Source organism: Pseudoalteromonas translucida KMM 520 (genome assembly GCF_001465295.1).
Taxonomy (GTDB): domain Bacteria; phylum Pseudomonadota; class Gammaproteobacteria; order Enterobacterales; family Alteromonadaceae; genus Pseudoalteromonas; species Pseudoalteromonas translucida.
Map to the genome: position 1 here is coordinate 3201950 of NZ_CP011034.1, position 16519 is coordinate 3218468.

14 protein-coding genes and 1 pseudogene are annotated in these 16519 nt (G+C 41.1%); 9 read left to right on the top strand and 6 right to left on the bottom strand.

Going from position 1 to position 16519, the window contains the following annotated elements; translation table 11 throughout:
- Positions 1 to 13: 13 nt before the first annotated feature.
- Positions 14 to 1311 (top strand): annotated as a pseudogene (locus PTRA_RS14785) (IS4 family transposase).
- Between the two features lie 159 nt (positions 1312 to 1470).
- On the top strand, positions 1471 to 3513 hold the full coding sequence (locus PTRA_RS14790) for a glycoside hydrolase family 97 protein (protein WP_058374344.1): 2043 nt from the start codon (positions 1471 to 1473) through the stop codon (positions 3511 to 3513).
- Between the two features lie 72 nt (positions 3514 to 3585).
- On the opposite strand, the gene envZ is transcribed toward PTRA_RS14790, so the two are convergent.
- Entirely contained in the window at positions 3586 to 4887 is a 1302-nt protein-coding gene (envZ, locus tag PTRA_RS14795; RefSeq protein WP_058374345.1) for a two-component system sensor histidine kinase EnvZ, read from the bottom strand.
- Between the two features lie 5 nt (positions 4888 to 4892).
- The gene (ompR, locus tag PTRA_RS14800) at positions 4893 to 5612 is read right to left on the bottom strand and encodes an osmolarity response regulator transcription factor OmpR (RefSeq protein WP_058374346.1); all 720 of its coding nucleotides are present in this window, start codon (positions 5610 to 5612) and stop codon (positions 4893 to 4895) included.
- Between the two features lie 193 nt (positions 5613 to 5805).
- On the opposite strand from ompR, the gene greB reads away from it, so the two are divergent.
- The 4 genes from greB to PTRA_RS14820 all read left to right on the top strand — a co-directional run bounded on the left by greB (position 5806) and on the right by PTRA_RS14820 (position 9841).
- On the top strand, positions 5806 to 6285 hold the full coding sequence (greB, locus tag PTRA_RS14805) for a transcription elongation factor GreB (RefSeq protein ID WP_058374618.1): 480 nt from the start codon (positions 5806 to 5808) through the stop codon (positions 6283 to 6285).
- Positions 6286 to 6403: 118 nt separating this feature from the next.
- Positions 6404 to 6715, top strand: a complete 312-nt coding sequence (locus tag PTRA_RS14810) for a hypothetical protein (protein WP_011329480.1) — start codon at positions 6404 to 6406, stop codon at positions 6713 to 6715.
- A gap of 50 nt (positions 6716 to 6765) precedes the next feature.
- Positions 6766 to 7347, top strand: a complete 582-nt coding sequence (locus tag PTRA_RS14815; RefSeq protein ID WP_058374347.1) for a CBS domain-containing protein — start codon at positions 6766 to 6768, stop codon at positions 7345 to 7347.
- 169 nt (positions 7348 to 7516) lie between these two features.
- Positions 7517 to 9841 (top strand): Tex family protein, encoded by a 2325-nt coding sequence (locus tag PTRA_RS14820; protein WP_058374348.1) that lies wholly within the window; start codon positions 7517 to 7519, stop codon positions 9839 to 9841.
- A 336-nt stretch (positions 9842 to 10177) separates the two neighbouring features.
- On the opposite strand, the gene PTRA_RS14825 is transcribed toward PTRA_RS14820, so the two are convergent.
- From PTRA_RS14825 to bioH, 3 genes are all read right to left on the bottom strand, one after another.
- Complete coding sequence (locus tag PTRA_RS14825) at positions 10178 to 11044, bottom strand: putative metalloprotease CJM1_0395 family protein (RefSeq protein ID WP_058374349.1); 867 nt, start codon at positions 11042 to 11044, stop codon at positions 10178 to 10180.
- A 5-nt stretch (positions 11045 to 11049) separates the two neighbouring features.
- Positions 11050 to 11358, bottom strand: coding sequence for a hypothetical protein (locus PTRA_RS14830; RefSeq protein WP_011329484.1), 309 nt, complete (start codon positions 11356 to 11358; stop codon positions 11050 to 11052).
- Between the two features lie 90 nt (positions 11359 to 11448).
- A complete protein-coding gene (gene bioH / locus PTRA_RS14835) occupies positions 11449 to 12186 on the bottom strand; it encodes a pimeloyl-ACP methyl ester esterase BioH (RefSeq protein WP_058374350.1) in 738 nt (245 codons plus the stop codon).
- A gap of 74 nt (positions 12187 to 12260) precedes the next feature.
- Between bioH and PTRA_RS14840 the strand changes: the two genes are divergently transcribed.
- Positions 12261 to 12938, top strand: a complete 678-nt coding sequence (locus tag PTRA_RS14840; RefSeq protein ID WP_058374351.1) for a ComF family protein — start codon at positions 12261 to 12263, stop codon at positions 12936 to 12938.
- An 11-nt stretch (positions 12939 to 12949) separates the two neighbouring features.
- Here the strand turns inward: PTRA_RS14840 and PTRA_RS14845 are convergent, their stop codons facing one another.
- A complete protein-coding gene (locus tag PTRA_RS14845; protein ID WP_058374619.1) occupies positions 12950 to 15481 on the bottom strand; it encodes a M14 metallopeptidase family protein in 2532 nt (843 codons plus the stop codon).
- Between the two features lie 179 nt (positions 15482 to 15660).
- Here PTRA_RS14845 and nfuA point away from each other — a divergent pair, with 179 nt between their 5' ends.
- On the top strand, positions 15661 to 16236 hold the full coding sequence (gene nfuA, locus PTRA_RS14850; RefSeq protein ID WP_011329488.1) for a Fe-S biogenesis protein NfuA: 576 nt from the start codon (positions 15661 to 15663) through the stop codon (positions 16234 to 16236).
- 12 nt (positions 16237 to 16248) lie between these two features.
- Positions 16249 to 16518 (top strand): hypothetical protein, encoded by a 270-nt coding sequence (locus tag PTRA_RS14855; protein WP_011329489.1) that lies wholly within the window; start codon positions 16249 to 16251, stop codon positions 16516 to 16518.
- Position 16519: the final 1 nt, after the last annotated feature.

Here is a 16519-nt window from a genome sequence, read left to right on the forward strand (position 1 = left end):
TTACGGATTTTTTATGGATATTCAAACAGCTCTTTCGACCACTTTCTCATCTGCCGAGGAATTTACAGCGCTTGATAACTTATCTGGCATATTAGATCCCGAATTACTTAACCAAGCTTTTGAAAAATCGGGGGTCGCCACCGTTCGTAAACGTCGTTTACCACTCGACGCTGTCGTTTGGTCTGTGATTGGTATGAGTTTATTTCGTCATGAATCTGTTTGGGATATAGCCTCTAAAATGGACATCGCCTTACCAGGTAAAGGGAAACTAGTTGCCCCTAGTGCCATGGTTCAAGCGAGACAACGCTTAGGTGAAGGTGCTGTCGAGCAGGTCTTCAAGATGATGGCGTCACGGCATTATAATCATGCCCACTTTGATACATTTTGTGGCTTAAATCTATTAGCTGTTGATGGGGTTGTCTTTCGTACACATGATACGCCAGAGAATAAAGACGTATTTGGATGTGGCTCAACCCAGTATGGTGAAAATACCTATCCGCAAATTCGGATGGTATGCCACATGGAGCTAACGAGTCATCAACTCATTAATTGTGCTTTTAACGGGCAGCATCAAGGGGAGATGACACTCGCTGAAGAACTCATTGAAGGCACACCGGATAACTCATTAACCTTATTTGATCGCGGTTATTATTCATTAGGGCTTTTGCATCGTTGGCATCAAGCAGGGACTGAAAGACACTGGATGATACCATAAAGAAAATGAGTAAAAATGACCAGTTAGTGCGTCTTAAAACATCGCCACAAGCGCGAAAAAAGTTTACTGACTTGCCAGAGTTTATAGAAGCTCGGCTGCTTACCTACACGCATAATAATAAGCAGTATCAGATTCTTACATCAATGCTTGATGTAATGCGTTACCCATCAAAAGAAATAGCTGATTTGTACATGCATCGCTGGGAAATAGAAATAGGATATCGAGAAATAAAACAAACGATGCTGCACTCAAACTATATCCTACGCTCAAAAAGGCCGGATATGATAAGGCAAGAATTGTGGGGGTTACTAATTGCCTACAATATTATAAGAATAGCCATGCGTGAGGCGGCAGAGTTACTGGAAGTATGGCCAAATCAACTGAGTTTTTCTCATTGTTCAAGGCATATCAACGTATTTCTGTTAACTATCCCACTGACAAGTCCGGGAAATTTACCAAAACACTATGAGCATTTATTAGAAACGCTGACGCTATTTCAGTTACCGACAAGGCGTCATGAGCGCAGCTTTCCACGATGTGTGAAAAAGAAACCATCTAAATATCCGTATAAAAAAAAGCCAGTCAGTGTTAACTGACTGGCATTAGGCTCAACAGAGCCCTTTTTTATTGCTTAGCGTACAAGCAACCTCATTGCTCACTTTTTATCACCCTGAATACGTATGCAACCTGTCGTATTCGCCACCCTCTCGCTTTATGCTTGATAGCCAAACACGTCGCTAACCCAAGGAACTATTATGCGCACATTGGCACTGCTACTCATGGCTTTTTCAAGTATTACGGTTGCTCAAACAGCTACTGTACAATCGCCTGACGGTAATATAAAAATAATCATCTCAGACGAGCAGAGTACACCAAGTTATTCTATTAATTTTAAAAATAAAACCGTCATTAATAATTCTGCTCTCGGGTTTGAATTTAAACAACATGCACCGTTTAGTAACAGCTTTAAAATAACCAAAGTTCAACAACAAAGTACCAACACTCAGTGGCAACAACCTTGGGGCGAGCGACAAACGGTTGTAGATCAGCATAACGAGGTAACTGTAACCTTTGCTAAGCCACAACCTCAAGGTGGCACTTATAGCGTGCGTTTTAAAGCGTTTGATAGTGGCGTGGGTTTTAGATACGAAGTACCAAAACAAGCAGGCCTTAACAATATTGAAATAACCAAAGAGCTTACCGAGTTTGCTGTTAATAACAGCCACACAGCTACAGCTTGGTGGATCCCTGCCCGCGGCTGGAATCGCTATGAATATGTATATAATACCACCCCATTAAACGATGCCGCATTGGTACACACGCCGTTTACCTTTAAAAACCAAGATGGTGTGCATATTAGTATTCATGAAGCCGCCCTAGTTGATTACGCCGCCATGGTACTTAATCAACGCCGCCCTGGAGTTTTTCAAGCCGATTTAACGCCATGGTCGAGCGGTGTTGCAGTTAAAAAACAGGGCGCGTTTAATACTCCATGGCGCACTATTCAAATTGGCGAAAAAGCCGTTGATTTAGTTAACTCAGATATTATTTTAAATCTAAATGAGCCAAATAAACTCGGTGACGTGTCGTGGGTAAAACCTGGTAAATACATAGGTATTTGGTGGGGTATGCATATAAATACACACACTTGGGGCAGCGGCGACAAGCACGGGGCTACCACACAAAATACCAAATACTACATGGACTTTGCCGCCAAATATGGTTTTGATGGCGTATTAGTTGAAGGCTGGAACACAGGCTGGGATGGCGACTGGTTTTTTAATGGTGATGTGTTTAGCTTTACTCAGCCCTACGATGATTTTGATATAGCAGCGCTAACAAAATATTCTAAGCAAACAGGCGTGCAACTCATTGGCCATCACGAAACATCCGGCAACGTCAGTAACTATCGCAAGCAAATGGCAGATGCCTTTGCATTGTATGAAAAATCTAACGTTAGCCAAGTTAAAACCGGTTACGTAGCCGATGGCGGAAACATTAAGCGCATTGACGAAAACGGTATAGCTCGCCATGAATGGCACGACAGCCAATTTATGGTTAACGAGTACTTACATAACGTTAAGCTAGCCGCTAAACATAAAATAAGTATTAACACCCACGAGCCGATTAAAGATACCGGACTGCGCCGTACTTATCCAAACTGGATCACTCGAGAAGGCGCTCGTGGACAAGAGTTTAACGCGTGGGGCACACCTCCTAATCCACCCGAACACATTGCTATGCTGGCATTTACCCGTATGCTTGCTGGGCCTATGGATTTTACTCCTGGTATTTTTGATTTAAGTTTTAACGGTTTAGGCGCTAATACTAATCGCCCGCAAACTACGCAGGCTAAACAACTGGCATTGTATGTTGTATTGTATAGCCCGATCCAAATGGCGGCCGATCTACCTAAAAATTATTTAGCTAAACCCGATGCATTTCAATTTATTCAAGACGTACCGACCGACTGGCAACAAAGCATTGCCCTTGATGGTGCAGTAGGCGACTTTATTGTATTTGCACGAAAAGAGCGAAAGCGCGACAAATACACCGGCAACGACTGGTATTTAGGCGCAGTGACTGACGAGCAAGCGCGTACTATTGAAATTAGTTTAGACTTTTTAGATAACGGCAAACAGTTTGAGGCACACATTTATAAAGATGGTAAAAATGCCGAGTGGAAAAATAATCCGTACGATTTAACTATCGAAAAACGCCTTGTTACTGCAAGCGATAAACTAACACTTAAGCTGGCCACCAGTGGCGGTACCGCTATTCGTTTTAAAGCACTTTAATCGCTTACTGCGTATTTATAATTTTAGTCAGCACAACTTAATACCAACCCGCTGCAGTAAAGTGGGTTGGTATTATACTTTAATTGGTAAGTAAATTTGTGCACTTAACCCGCCCTCAGGCCGATTAGATAATTTAACTTTACCGTCATGCATATCTATAATGCGTTTAATAATAGCCAGCCCTAAACCGCTACCCTCGCTACCACGTGCTGTATCACCTTGCTTAAACGGCTCAAATACCGACTCCAGTTCGCCCTCAGGTATACCCGGGCCACTATCGTTTACCGCAATAACAACATACTTTTTGTTGCTATTAAAATAGCAGAGCACTTCAATATCACCTTCGGAGTAACGCAGCGCATTTTCAATCATATTGGTTATTACACGCTTAATTGCCACTGCACTAATAGGTATATTGCCAATACTAGGATTACCTTTAAAGGTAATTACTCGCTGGTGCTTAAGCTCAGTGTGCACTACCTCTGCTACTAACGCGTTAATGTCCTCACAGCTTAGCTCTTCACGTTTGTGATGGCGTAAATATTCAATGAACTGATCGATAATGCCGTTCATATCTTCAATATCGTAAATAATGCCTTCACGCAAATAATCATCTTCATCTGCCATCATCTCGGTGGCTAAACGAATGCGGGTTAGTGGAGTGCGTAAATCATGAGACACCCCTGCCATTAGCAGCCGCCGATCGTTTTCAAGTGCAGCAATACCCCGCGACATTTGATTAAATGCCCGTGTTACAGCAATAACCTCACTCGATCCTTGTTCGGCTAACTTAGTACTAAAATCGCCCTTACCCACCTTTACTGCCGCTTGTTGCAGTGCTTTTAGTGGCCTATTTAAGTGCCTAGCAAATAACCAACCACCTAATACACTTAAAAAACCAATACTTGATAAGTAAAAGGTTAAAAACTCGAGGTTATTTTCTTTAAACCCACTAAGCGGCACTTTTACCCAATAACCTAATGCTTGCGGAGCTTCTACCCAGTATATGAGTGGATCGGTTTGGCTAATACGCACCCTTGCTGAGCCATTTAGCTGCTCAGACATACTACGCGATAATACCGAATATTCGCGACTTTGCCCTAAACCACTGTGCATTGCTTCACGCTGAGTCATTACTTCAATACCGGTAATTTCAAAAAACTTATCCGATACTTCATTGGTTATTTCAACACCATCTTCCCAGTCAATAAATACGGTTTTAATTTGCTTAGCCAGCATTAAATTAACTTGTTCAATGGTAGGTTTTACTACGTATAAGCTCACTGTTACGTAAGATACTATTTGATTTATTAACAGCAAAGCCGCCACTAAAAAAACGGTTTGCCCAAATGCGCTACGCGGAAATAGTCCCATATAAATTACTTTTCACCATCGGGAACAAATACATACCCTAAGCCCCAAACGGTTTGAATATAACGTGGGCTGGCGGCATCTACCTCAATCATGCGGCGAAGTCGCGACACTTGCACATCAATACTGCGCTCCAGTGCGCTGTAATCTCGCCCACGCGCTAGGTTCATCAATTTATCACGGCTCAGCGGCTCACGCGGATGCAAGACCAGCGCTTTGAGCACTGCAAATTCGCCACTGGTTAAGGAAATTGTTTTATCGCCTTCACTCATTTCGCGAGTGGCTAAATTAAGCGAAAATCGCCCAAATTCAATTAAGTTTTCTTCTGCAGCAGGTGCGCCCGGCACTTCTTTGGCGCGGCGTCGTAAAATAGCTTTTATTCGCGCTAGCAGCTCTCGTGGATTAAATGGTTTTGGAATATAGTCGTCAGCACCAAGCTCAAGACCAATAATACGGTCAACCTCATCACCTTTAGCGGTAAGCATAACAATTGGAATGTCGTTTTCTTTTTGGCGTAAACGACGACAAATAGACAAACCATCTTCACCCGGCAGCATTAAATCGAGCACCATTAAATGAAAGTTTTCACGCTCGATAAGCCGATCCATTTGCTCTGAATTACCCGCTGTTCTTACAATAAAGCCTTGCTCTACTAAATAGCGCTCCAGTAAGCTGCGTAAACGCATATCATCATCTACAACCAATACTTTTGTCGTTTCGTGTCCCATTGTGTTTCTTATTTTTATAATCTATTACCCATTAATATAAATGAAAAACCCTATAAGCAACAATTTATTAGCCGCTTAGATTGTTACTGAACATTTCAAACTCATTTGTGCGCGTGTTTTATTAATAATACACTCGACAAGTTTGCGTTATTTTAATACCTTGCCCAGTATGAGTATTAAAAAAGAACATGGCGTGAAAACAAACTTAATTACCCGCGAAGGCTATTTACAATTACAACAAGAACATACCTATTTATGGAATGTAAAACGCCCTGAAATCACCAAAATAGTGAGCTGGGCGGCCAGCCTAGGAGATAGATCTGAAAATGCAGATTATCAATATAACAAGCGGCTTCTACGTCAAATAGACCGCCGTGTGCGCTACTTACGCAAGCGCATACCCGACTTAAAAATCATTGATTATTCGCCAGTGCAAGATGGCAAAGTATTTTTTGGTGCTTGGGTTGAAATTGAAAATGAGCAAGGCGAGATTAAAAAGTTTAAAATTGTTGGTCCCGATGAAATTTATGAGCGTAAAGATTATATTTCTATTGATTCGCCAATGGCGCGGGCATTGTTAAAAAAACAAGTGGATGACGAGTTTGACGTTATTACCCCTCAAGGCAAAAAACAGTGGTACGTAAACAGCATTAATTATCAAAAAAATAGTTAAGTTGCTTTGATTCAGATCATATTAACTTTTTATTGTGTAAATTAATGCAATGAGCTATAACTGAATTAACTCAAGTTATACAATTTTAATTTGAGACTCGTTAATTAAGGTCGTATTTATGTCAAACATAGTATCGCGCATATTAAGTAATGCCGTATTGTTTGCACTCTTCATGAGTGTAAGTTTGACTTTGCATGCCAGTCCTAAAAACACACAACTAGACTCAAGTATAGTTACACCTCATTTTATTGCTTGTGACACTCCTGATCAAACAAATCCCGACATAGACTTTGATTCTCATGCCTATGTTATTAGCCTTAGGGTACTGCAACCACTCCCTAAAGCACCCTACTCTTATTATCAAAGTACTATTTTAGACAAACCTTTTAGCTGCGCGCATCAGCGAGGCCCGCCTAGCTATTTAATTTAATAACCTACTTTTCAAACTATTAAATTTTATAACTAAATAAGGTGACTAATATGTCTAACTTTAAAGAACTTCGTATTCAAGATATTTCTCATGGCGTTATTGCTAACACATTTGCTGTTGAACAACCGCTTATTGATTTAACCTCTCCAGCTATTAAAATGATTAATAACTTTACGAATAAAATACCAGTGCGTGCATCATTTGAAACAACCATTGAGCAAGCGCTAAAACAACTTAGTGTACAACCTTCAAACTTTATTTTAGTCACCGACGAGCAGCATAAGCTAATAGGCATTGTTTCGAGTGCAGACTTGCAAAGCTCAAAAACAATGATAATAGCCCAGCGTATAGGTTTGCCGCGCAGCGAAGTTAACTTACATCATTTAATGATCCCATTAACTAATTTACTCGGTGTAAGCATGCAAAGCTTAAGCTACGCATGTATTGGCGATGCACTACAAACAATGGAGCACCATGGCGCTATGTTTTTATTAGTGACTACTGCTAATAATGAGATATGTGGCTTAATTTCAGCTCGCGAAATTGCCAAAACACTGCAAATACCTGTACATATAACCCCTATTGCTAACTCATTTAGTGAAGTACTAGAGAGCGTAGATCACCCCCATTAAAGCGCTTTACAACAATTAAAGTTATCGCTTTAATTGTTACATCTTAAAGCAAGCAAAATAGCTTGCTTTAAGACCTTTTTATTACCCCCCCCTGTGATATTATTCAAGCAATTGACCCGCCAGTTAAGTTAATTTAACTGGTCTTATTTTTGTTTTATAAGGTTTTTGCATGAGCGATATCTCTGCACGTTTAGCCAGTGAGTTAAACGCACAACAGCAACAAGTTGTTGCAGCAACAAAGTTACTTGATGAAGGTGCAACAGTTCCTTTTATTGCCCGTTACAGAAAAGAAGTAACCGGCGGACTAGACGACACGCAACTGCGGTTGTTAGAGCAAAGGTTGTCGTATTTACGAGAGCTTGAAGAGCGTCGTAGCTTTATTTTATCAACTATAGAGTCACAAAAAAAACTAACTGCAGCACTAAGTGCTGATATTAATGCTGCACAAAGTAAAACTGAGCTTGAAGATTTATACCTGCCTTATAAAGCAAAGCGTCGTACCAAAGGGCAAATAGCAATAGAGGCGGGATTAGAGCCGCTTGCCAATGCACTATTTAATGATGCGAACCTAGATCCAGAGCAGCAAGCTGAGCAGTTTGTGAGTGCAGATAAAGGCATAGCTGATACAAAATCAGCCCTTGAAGGTGCCAAGTTTATTTTAATGGAGCGTTTTGCCGAAGACGCCAAGTTACTCGCTAAGTTCAGAAGCTACATTAGTCAAAATGGGGTTATTGAAAGCAGCTTAATTAAAGGCCAAGAACAAGCTGGCGCTAAATATCGTGACTACTTTGAGCATCAAGAAGCTCTTAAAAAAGTACCTTCGCACCGTGCGCTTGCCATGCTTAGAGCCCGTAATGAAGGCATTTTACAGCTTAATATTAATCCTGAGCCAAGCTCAGAAAATTCAGCGCAACTTTGTGCTCAAATGATAGCTGACCATTATCGCTTAGATATTAAAAACCAAGCAGCTAGCAGTTGGCTATTAACTGTGGTGCAGTGGGCGTGGAAAATTAAACTAGGCTTACACTTAGAAAATGAATTTTTAGCGGCTATGCGCGAAAAAGCCGAAACCGGTGCAATTGATGTATTTGCTAAAAACTTAAAAGATCTACTCATGGCCGCACCGGCTGGCCCGCGTACTACTCTAGGACTCGATCCTGGTTTACGTACCGGTTGTAAAATTGCGATTGTAGATAGCACTGGCAAACTTTTAACCACACAAACTATTTTCCCACATGCGCCACAAAATCACTGGGAAAAGTCTGTACGCACCTTAGAGCTACTTTGTCGTCAACATAAGGTTGAGCTTATTGCGATTGGTAATGGCACTGCGTCTCGCGAGTCTGATAAGTTAATTGCTGAACTAATGAAAGCTAATCCCGAGCTTAAACTAAATAAAATTATGGTTAGCGAAGCGGGTGCATCGGTCTATTCTGCCTCTGAACTTGCTGCTAATGAATTTCCTAATTTAGACGTTTCTCTAAGAGGCGCGGTTTCTATTGCCCGTCGTTTACAAGACCCTCTAGCTGAGCTGGTTAAAATTGAGCCTAAAGCCATAGGTGTAGGTCAATACCAGCACGATGTATCGCAAAGCCAATTAGGGCAAAGCCTGATCTCAGTAGTAGAAGACTGTGTAAACTCTGTAGGCGTAGATTTAAATATGGCCTCGGTGCCATTACTAACCCGCGTTTCTGGTTTAAACAAAACTTTAGCGCAAAATATTGTTAACTACCGCGACGCTAATGGTTCGTTTGCAAAACGCAGTGAGCTTAAAAAAGTAGAACGTTTAGGGCCAAAAGCATTTGAACAAGCCGCTGGGTTTTTACGTATTAACAACGGCAGCGATCCGCTAGATAACTCATCTGTTCACCCAGAGGCTTACCCTGTTGTTAAACGCATTTGTGAGCACAATAGCATTGATGTAAATAGCTTAATGGGTAACAGCGACTTTTTAAATAAGTTAGCCGCTAACGACTACATTGACGATAAATTTGGTTTACCTACGGTTACCGATATTATTAGCGAGCTTGATAAGCCCGGACGCGATCCTCGCCCTGAGTTTAAAACTGCTGAATTTAAAGCCGGCGTAGAAAAAATAAGCGATCTAAAACCAGGGATGATTTTAGAAGGTGTTGTATCTAACGTCGCTAATTTTGGTGCTTTTGTTGATGTAGGTGTACATCAAGATGGTTTAGTACATATTTCATCAATTACTAATAAGTTTATCTCTGATCCGCGTGAAGTTGTTAAAGCCGGTGATATTGTAAAAGTTAAAGTAGTTGAAGTTGATGCAGCACGTAAACGCATTAGCTTTACCATGCGTCTAGATGACGACATTGATACCAGTAATAAGCCTGCAGCTCCTGCTGCGCAAAAGCCACGTGCTAACAACAGCTCACAGCCAAGAGCTGCTAAGCCAAAGCGTGATAATGGTAATGCGCTAATGGGTAATGCGTTTGCCGATGCATTTGCTAACGCTAAACTGAAAAAATAATACTTATATAGCTCAGAATAAATCTAGCTAAAAATAAAAAAACCGCGTTAGCGGTTTTTTTATTTTGATATTTTGATATTTTGATATTTTGATATTTTGATAAGAGCTTTAAGCTCAGTATTGCTTAAGCTACATAACTAACCTGATCTCTGGATAATAAACCTATCTCAAGCAGCTATTTTCAGCGCTAACTGCGTTGAATTTACTTGCAATAGGCCAGCTATTGACGCGTAAACTCGCCTTATTTTCACTGAAAATCTCTGGCTAGAGAAAATAAAGTTAAATATAACTATAATTCAATACGTTAGTAAATCTCTTAACCAGAGTTCAGGTTAACTATATTTGCGCTGAAAAACCGCTGTTGCTTGCGGGCGATGTCGCCATTTGATAAAAGTTAGCAATGCGCCCAGCGCGTGCCTCAACTTGTGTATCGCGAGCTTGCTCTGCACTTTTTGCTGTTTTTTCTTCACTGCTATCATTACTTGAAAGTGAAGCGGGTGCTTTACTTGTTGTTTTTTCGTCTTCATTACTTTTTGGGCTTGCAAGTTCAGCCTGTGCGGTGGCTATTTTTTGCGTAGCATCGGCAGCAATTGCTCTATCTGCGCCCGATGGTTGAGCTGGGGCAAGTGCTGCTGCACGTACTGTTTGCATTTTTTCTATGGTTGCTTGTGGATCGCCACTTATAGCCCCCACATCTATTTGCACTTCGCCACCCACAGCGTAATTAGTACCATCTGGGCCACGCTGATACTCATAACTAGGCGAGCCCGCATGTTGCCCACCCACTGCTGCATGTGCTTGTTCGTGCACACGTACTTCGGTATCACGCGCTTTAAGCTCTTTAATTTGTAGTTCTTGTTGCGCTAACTGCTGCTCTTCTTTTGCTGCTTCTTGTTCTGTCGCTTGGTTTTTTTCTTGCTCGTTTTCTTGCTCAGCATTGTCTGAATTACCTGAACTTTCGTCACGTGCCTCAACAGACTTTTCACCGGCCAGTTTTCCTTTCGCGTCGTAAGTAGCTGGGTCACTGTTACCCGGTAATTTAGCTTTTTCGGCATCACTTTGGGCTTTATTTTCGGTGCTGCTAGCCGTACTTGATGCTGGCGGGGGAATAACTTCTCGAAGCTGATTATCACGCCGTGCAGTTTCGGTATAAACATTTGCGGTGTTTATATTAATAGACGGGAATGGCGTGACAATATTCATAATATTTAAACGTTTATATCAATTAAGGTACCGAGCACATCATCGGCAGTTTGAATCGATTGCGTATTCGCTTTAGCGTTAAACTCTTCAACTTTTAAGTTTACCAAAGCTTCATCAATACGGGCAGGTTTTGCTACTGGCGCAGTAACCGCTTCTTCTGAGCGAGCAGCCGTAAGTTGGCGCTGCTGTGCTAGTTGCGCATCGTCTTGTTGTTCAATACTGGCACGGTTAATTTCTGCGCTGGCTCTTTCAATTCCTTGGCTAGCTCGGTTAAACCCTTCTAGGCCACTATTAAATGCAGATCCTATTGGCATATTAAACCTCCATTAAAATAAATATTGTTTAATTATCGCTCAACTAATGCACAAAATAAAGCTTTAACCTGCGCTATTCGTCGCTCTATTTTAAAGCATTGATTTAACGGCAGATATAAATTCATTTTTATGAGAAATAAAAGGAGCATGCGACGCTTTATCTAATACTTCATACTCAAACTCAGTATTAAGTGCTGCCATTTGGGCAATTGCTCTATAAGGAACAAGTGCATCTAAACGGCCAAATATAGCGCTTATTGGCACAGGACAATGAGTAAATAGCGCTCGTAAATCTTCATTTTGTAAAATATCTAAACCCGCAGCCAAAGCCTCTTTTTTAGGAGCTTTATATTGATTTAGTAGTTGTTTAAGTTGCTTTACATCATCACGAGCCGATTCGCTGCCCATTGCCTGAATAGCTAAAAATCGCTCTATGGTTTTTTCACCATGATTAACAAGCTGCTCTTTAAATTGCGTTAAAACCTGTGCTTTTATACCCGGCCACGGCGCTTGCTCTGCAAAAAACGGACTAGCGGCAACAAGTATCACTTTAGCTACTTTTTCGGGCCAATGTTTCGCAATATATAGTGCAAATAACCCACCTAAAGACCAACCCATTAAAATAGAGTGTGGTTTTAATTGCTCACTTAAAAGTGCTGCAGCGCTGTGTAAGGTATAAGGGTTTGGGCATATTTTACTATTACCGTAACCAGGTAAATCAATACTGCGTACGTTGTTATTATGAATAAATGCTAGCTCTGGCTGTACTAATTGCCATACACCTTTGTTCATACCCCAACCATGTAGTAACACTAATTCATTTTGCATATTTGCCAAACCTTAACCAAACTGAAGTTTATAATAGCGTTTAACTAGGCGATTGTAATGAGTATATTTACCCGATGAAGCACGCATTTATTAATTGGCTGTTTGAGTCGCATTGCGTACTTTGCCAAAGCCCTGTCCCAGCCGCGCTGGGCTTGTGTGAGTATTGCTTAGAAGACTTACCATTATTTGATTTAAGCGAGCAAAAAAACTTGCTATATCGCCCTGATATTATTGAAATGTTTCCTAACTGCGAATTTGATAAGTTATTTGCCTGTGCGTTTTACCAGCCCCCTTTTGAGCAATGGCTAAAGCAACTTAAGTTTAATAACCAAATACATTATAAAAATGCATTACAACAAGTTATTACTAAACAATTGAGTACTTTTTTTACTCCTGATTACCCGCTACCCGATACCTTTATTATATTACCGCTGCATAAAAGTCGATTTTTTCAGCGCGGTTTTAATCAAGTAACACAAGTATGGCAACCGTGTTTATCATCTTTTAATTTACTTAGTGATTCGCTACTACGTAATAAAAAAACGCACGCGCAATCTAAGCTAACTAAAGCTAAGCGGGTTAAAAATTTAAAAGACGCATTTATATGTACTGCAGATATGAGCGGTAAAACGGTGGCAATTGTTGATGACATTATGACCACAGGCGCTACTCTTAATGCAGCCACCCAGGCTTTAAAACAAGCAGGCGCTAAACAAGTGTGGGCTTTTACTACTTGCTTAACGCCTATTTAAAATTTTAATAGTTAGTCGCCACTTACCCGAAACGTATGGCCAAAAAACAATGCGTTACTAAGTAATCTACTCGTACCGTACCAATAACCTCTAAACACCGGATCGTCGGTCATACCAATTACTGCTCCACGCCCGTAAGAGTGCGCAATTAAGCCTGCTGCGCCTGCAACTTGAGTAACATTTACAGCATCGGTAAAGCCCGCAAGTAATGGCTGCTCAGTATAGGTAAGCACATTAACAAACGGTGCCTCAGAGCTCTCCAGCAACCAAGTGCTATTTTTAAATACAGGTAGCGTATTACGTGGTAGTGAAAAGGTAAGTGGATGAGTTAAATCTACATGGGTATTAAAAATAGCGCCTGCAATACGCTGACGCCCAGCTAAGTGCTCTTTATCGGCATAGTTTAAACCGTCGGTTTTAAACGCACTGGCTACTTCTTTGCGAGACAAGTAGCTGGCTTTTAATAGCTGCTGATCTGCCAAAAATTTAGCACCGCCTTTGTGACCCCAAATAACGCCGCCTTTTCTAACCCAACCTTTTATGGCCACTTTATCAGCGTCAGATAAACCACTGTAGTTACCATGAGCCAACACAATATGGCTGTAATTACTTAGCTCAATTGAACCCAAACGCTCTAGCTCAACAATGGTTGGAGCAACACCCACAAAGCGGTCTAGGTAGTACCACACTTCTCCAGCTTCATATTGGTTTACCCCTTTACCGCCTAACAGCAGCACTTTGGGAGCGCTAAGCACCGCCATTGAGCGTGACCCTAAATCGGCACCTTTACTGGTTAATCCTGACGTTATTGGCTTAATGGCAATGCCAAACTCATTTTGCGCCTGATTAAGCTGTGCTATCCAATCACTATTTGTTTGTAACCCTGCAGGAATAATAATACTCCCCGCAGCAAAATTTACTTCTTCGCTGTTTACTGACTTAGCCGTTAATGAATTTAATGCAACACGGGCTTTTACTCCTTGCTGCAGTAAACTATTGAGCATTTTTGGCGCTAAGGTATCATCCCACGAAAAGCCAAATGCATACCCTTTATTAAGTTGTGCAAAGCGCGGTGTAGCAGCTTGTTGCCATGCGTTATCAGCAACTTTTAATCCCCAACTACTGGTTACTTTAGCAAAGGGTAAATTAAACGCATGCGCTAGTGTCCAGCCAGATACATCGTAAAAAGTGTTATCGGCAAAGTTTTTTTGTTCGCTAAAAATAGCTTTAACTAAACGGTATTGTGGTTGTGCTAAAGGCACAAAATAGCTATTGGTAGAATAAGTTTCACCACCTGCTTTTAGCTCTTTTGTTAAAGGGTAAGCGTTAATTTGGTGCTGCTGCAGTAAGCTTAAAAAGTCATTAACTCGGGTGTTATCGGCTGCACCTGCAACTACATAACCTTGAAAGCTTTCGTCGGCTGCTAAATCAATCGCCTGGTTATAAAACTTAGCTTGGTAATCGAGTAAGGCTTGGCGGTTGTCTATCGCGGCTTTAAATGTTGATAAACTAGTAAGCAGCTGGTTTTTAATAGTAAAAGCAAAGCTGAGAGGCCCATTTACGGTTTCTTGAATATGCCCGCGCGAACTGGCTTGCTCAAATAAAATGCCTACGCCACCATTTACGTCTGGGTAAGTTGAGCCTTTACCGTAATAAAAGTCATCAAAGCTTTCTTCGGTGAAGTATAACGCATTATTTTCGTCTAATGTTTTGGCATGATAATTTGCAATTGCTTTGGTTAAGCTGACATTTTCATCAGGCGTAATCGGGTGTTTGCGCGATGGAATACCGGGCTGAAAAAAGTAACTACTATTTGGCCCCATTTCATGAAAGTCGGTTAAAATATTTGGTTTCCACTGATGAAACTTTGCAATACGCGCACGCGATTCTGGGTGCTGTAGTAATAACCAGTCGCGGTTTAAGTCAAACCAGTAGTGATTAGTACGGCTACTTGGCCAGCTTTCCACATGCTCTCGGGTAACGGGGTCTGACGATAAGTTCATACCACGATTACTATTAGCCCAATTAGCAAAACGAGCTAGACCATCGGGATTAAGTGAAGGGTCGAGCAAAATAACGGTATTATTTAATAACTCATTTATTTCATTACCTTGCGCTGCGGCTAAGTAATACGCCACCAGCAATGCAGAGTTACTGCCCGACGACTCATTGCCATGTACGCTGTAACCCATCCATACAACACCAGGCTGCGCTGATGATTGCGTGTTGCTAGGCGTTAAACGCGCTAAATGGGCTTGGCGAATTTGCTCTATATTTTTTAATTTATTGGCGGCGGTAATAGTCAGCATCACTAATGGGCGTTGTTCGTGCGTGCGCCCTATTACTTCAAAATTAATTCGATCACTTTTTTGCGCTAGTATTTCCATATAACGCACCAACTGATCGTGCCTTACATGCCACTCACCTACTTGATAACCAAGCACTTGCTCTGGAGTGGGTATACTTGGATCAAACTCAACATCCTCTGCAAAATAGTAAGACAATGGTTTAGCTTGAGTTGAAAAACTCAGTATTGCCACCATTATCATTAATGTTATTTTTATTATTATACGCATATAATTTACTCATAAAATGTTTGTTGTTTGCACGCTAGCATTGCTTAAAATAGATGCCAACTTTTTACGCTCAACACTAGCCGCAACACGATGAGCGGGGTATGATATGCAGTATCCGAGTAATTTAGTCAAGTATAGACGGTCTTATGATTTCAATTTCCGAAACAGCACAAGCGCATTTTGCTAAACTATTAGCAGATCAAGCACAACAAACCAACATTCGTGTTTTTGTTGTAAACCCTGGTACATCACAAGCGGAATGTGGTGTTTCTTATTGTCCAGAAGACGCTGTAGAAGACAGCGATATTCGCCTAAACTTTAATGGTTTTGACGGCGTTGTAGATGCAGAAAGTGCACCCTTTTTAGAAGACGCTGAAATTGATTTTGTTACCGACAAAATGGGTACTCAGTTAACACTAAAAGCACCAAATGCTAAAGCGCGTAAAATTAGCGGTGATGCATCGTTAAACGAACGCGTACAACACATGCTAGAAACCGAAGTAAATCCACAACTTGCTAACCACGGTGGCCAAGTAAGCTTAGTGGAAATTACCGCTGCAGGTATTGCTGTATTACAGTTTGGCGGTGGTTGTAATGGTTGTTCTATGATCGATGTCACGTTAAAAGAAGGCATTGAAAAAGAGATGATCGAAAAGTTTGAAGAGATCACCGGTGTTGCCGATATTACTGAGCACCAAGCGGGCGATCATTCTTACTATTAATAAGCATTTTTAATGCTAAAGTCGCTTATATATAGCTTAGGGAGCAACCCTAAGCTTAGCTTAAAGCGCTTTTTTCGCGGCGTAGCACTGTTTGTGCTAGCCGTGATATTTATTTTTTTAGGCTATTACAGTCACTACAGCTTGCAAATTATTGGCGTTGTTATTTTAGTGCCAGCTTTGTTTTTTGCTGCTTGGGGCTACAGCGGTATTTTTGCTAATCGCTTTTCACAAGTACTTAAAAATATTGAGCCTAAAAACCACGATCCCGACCTATGGAAATAAG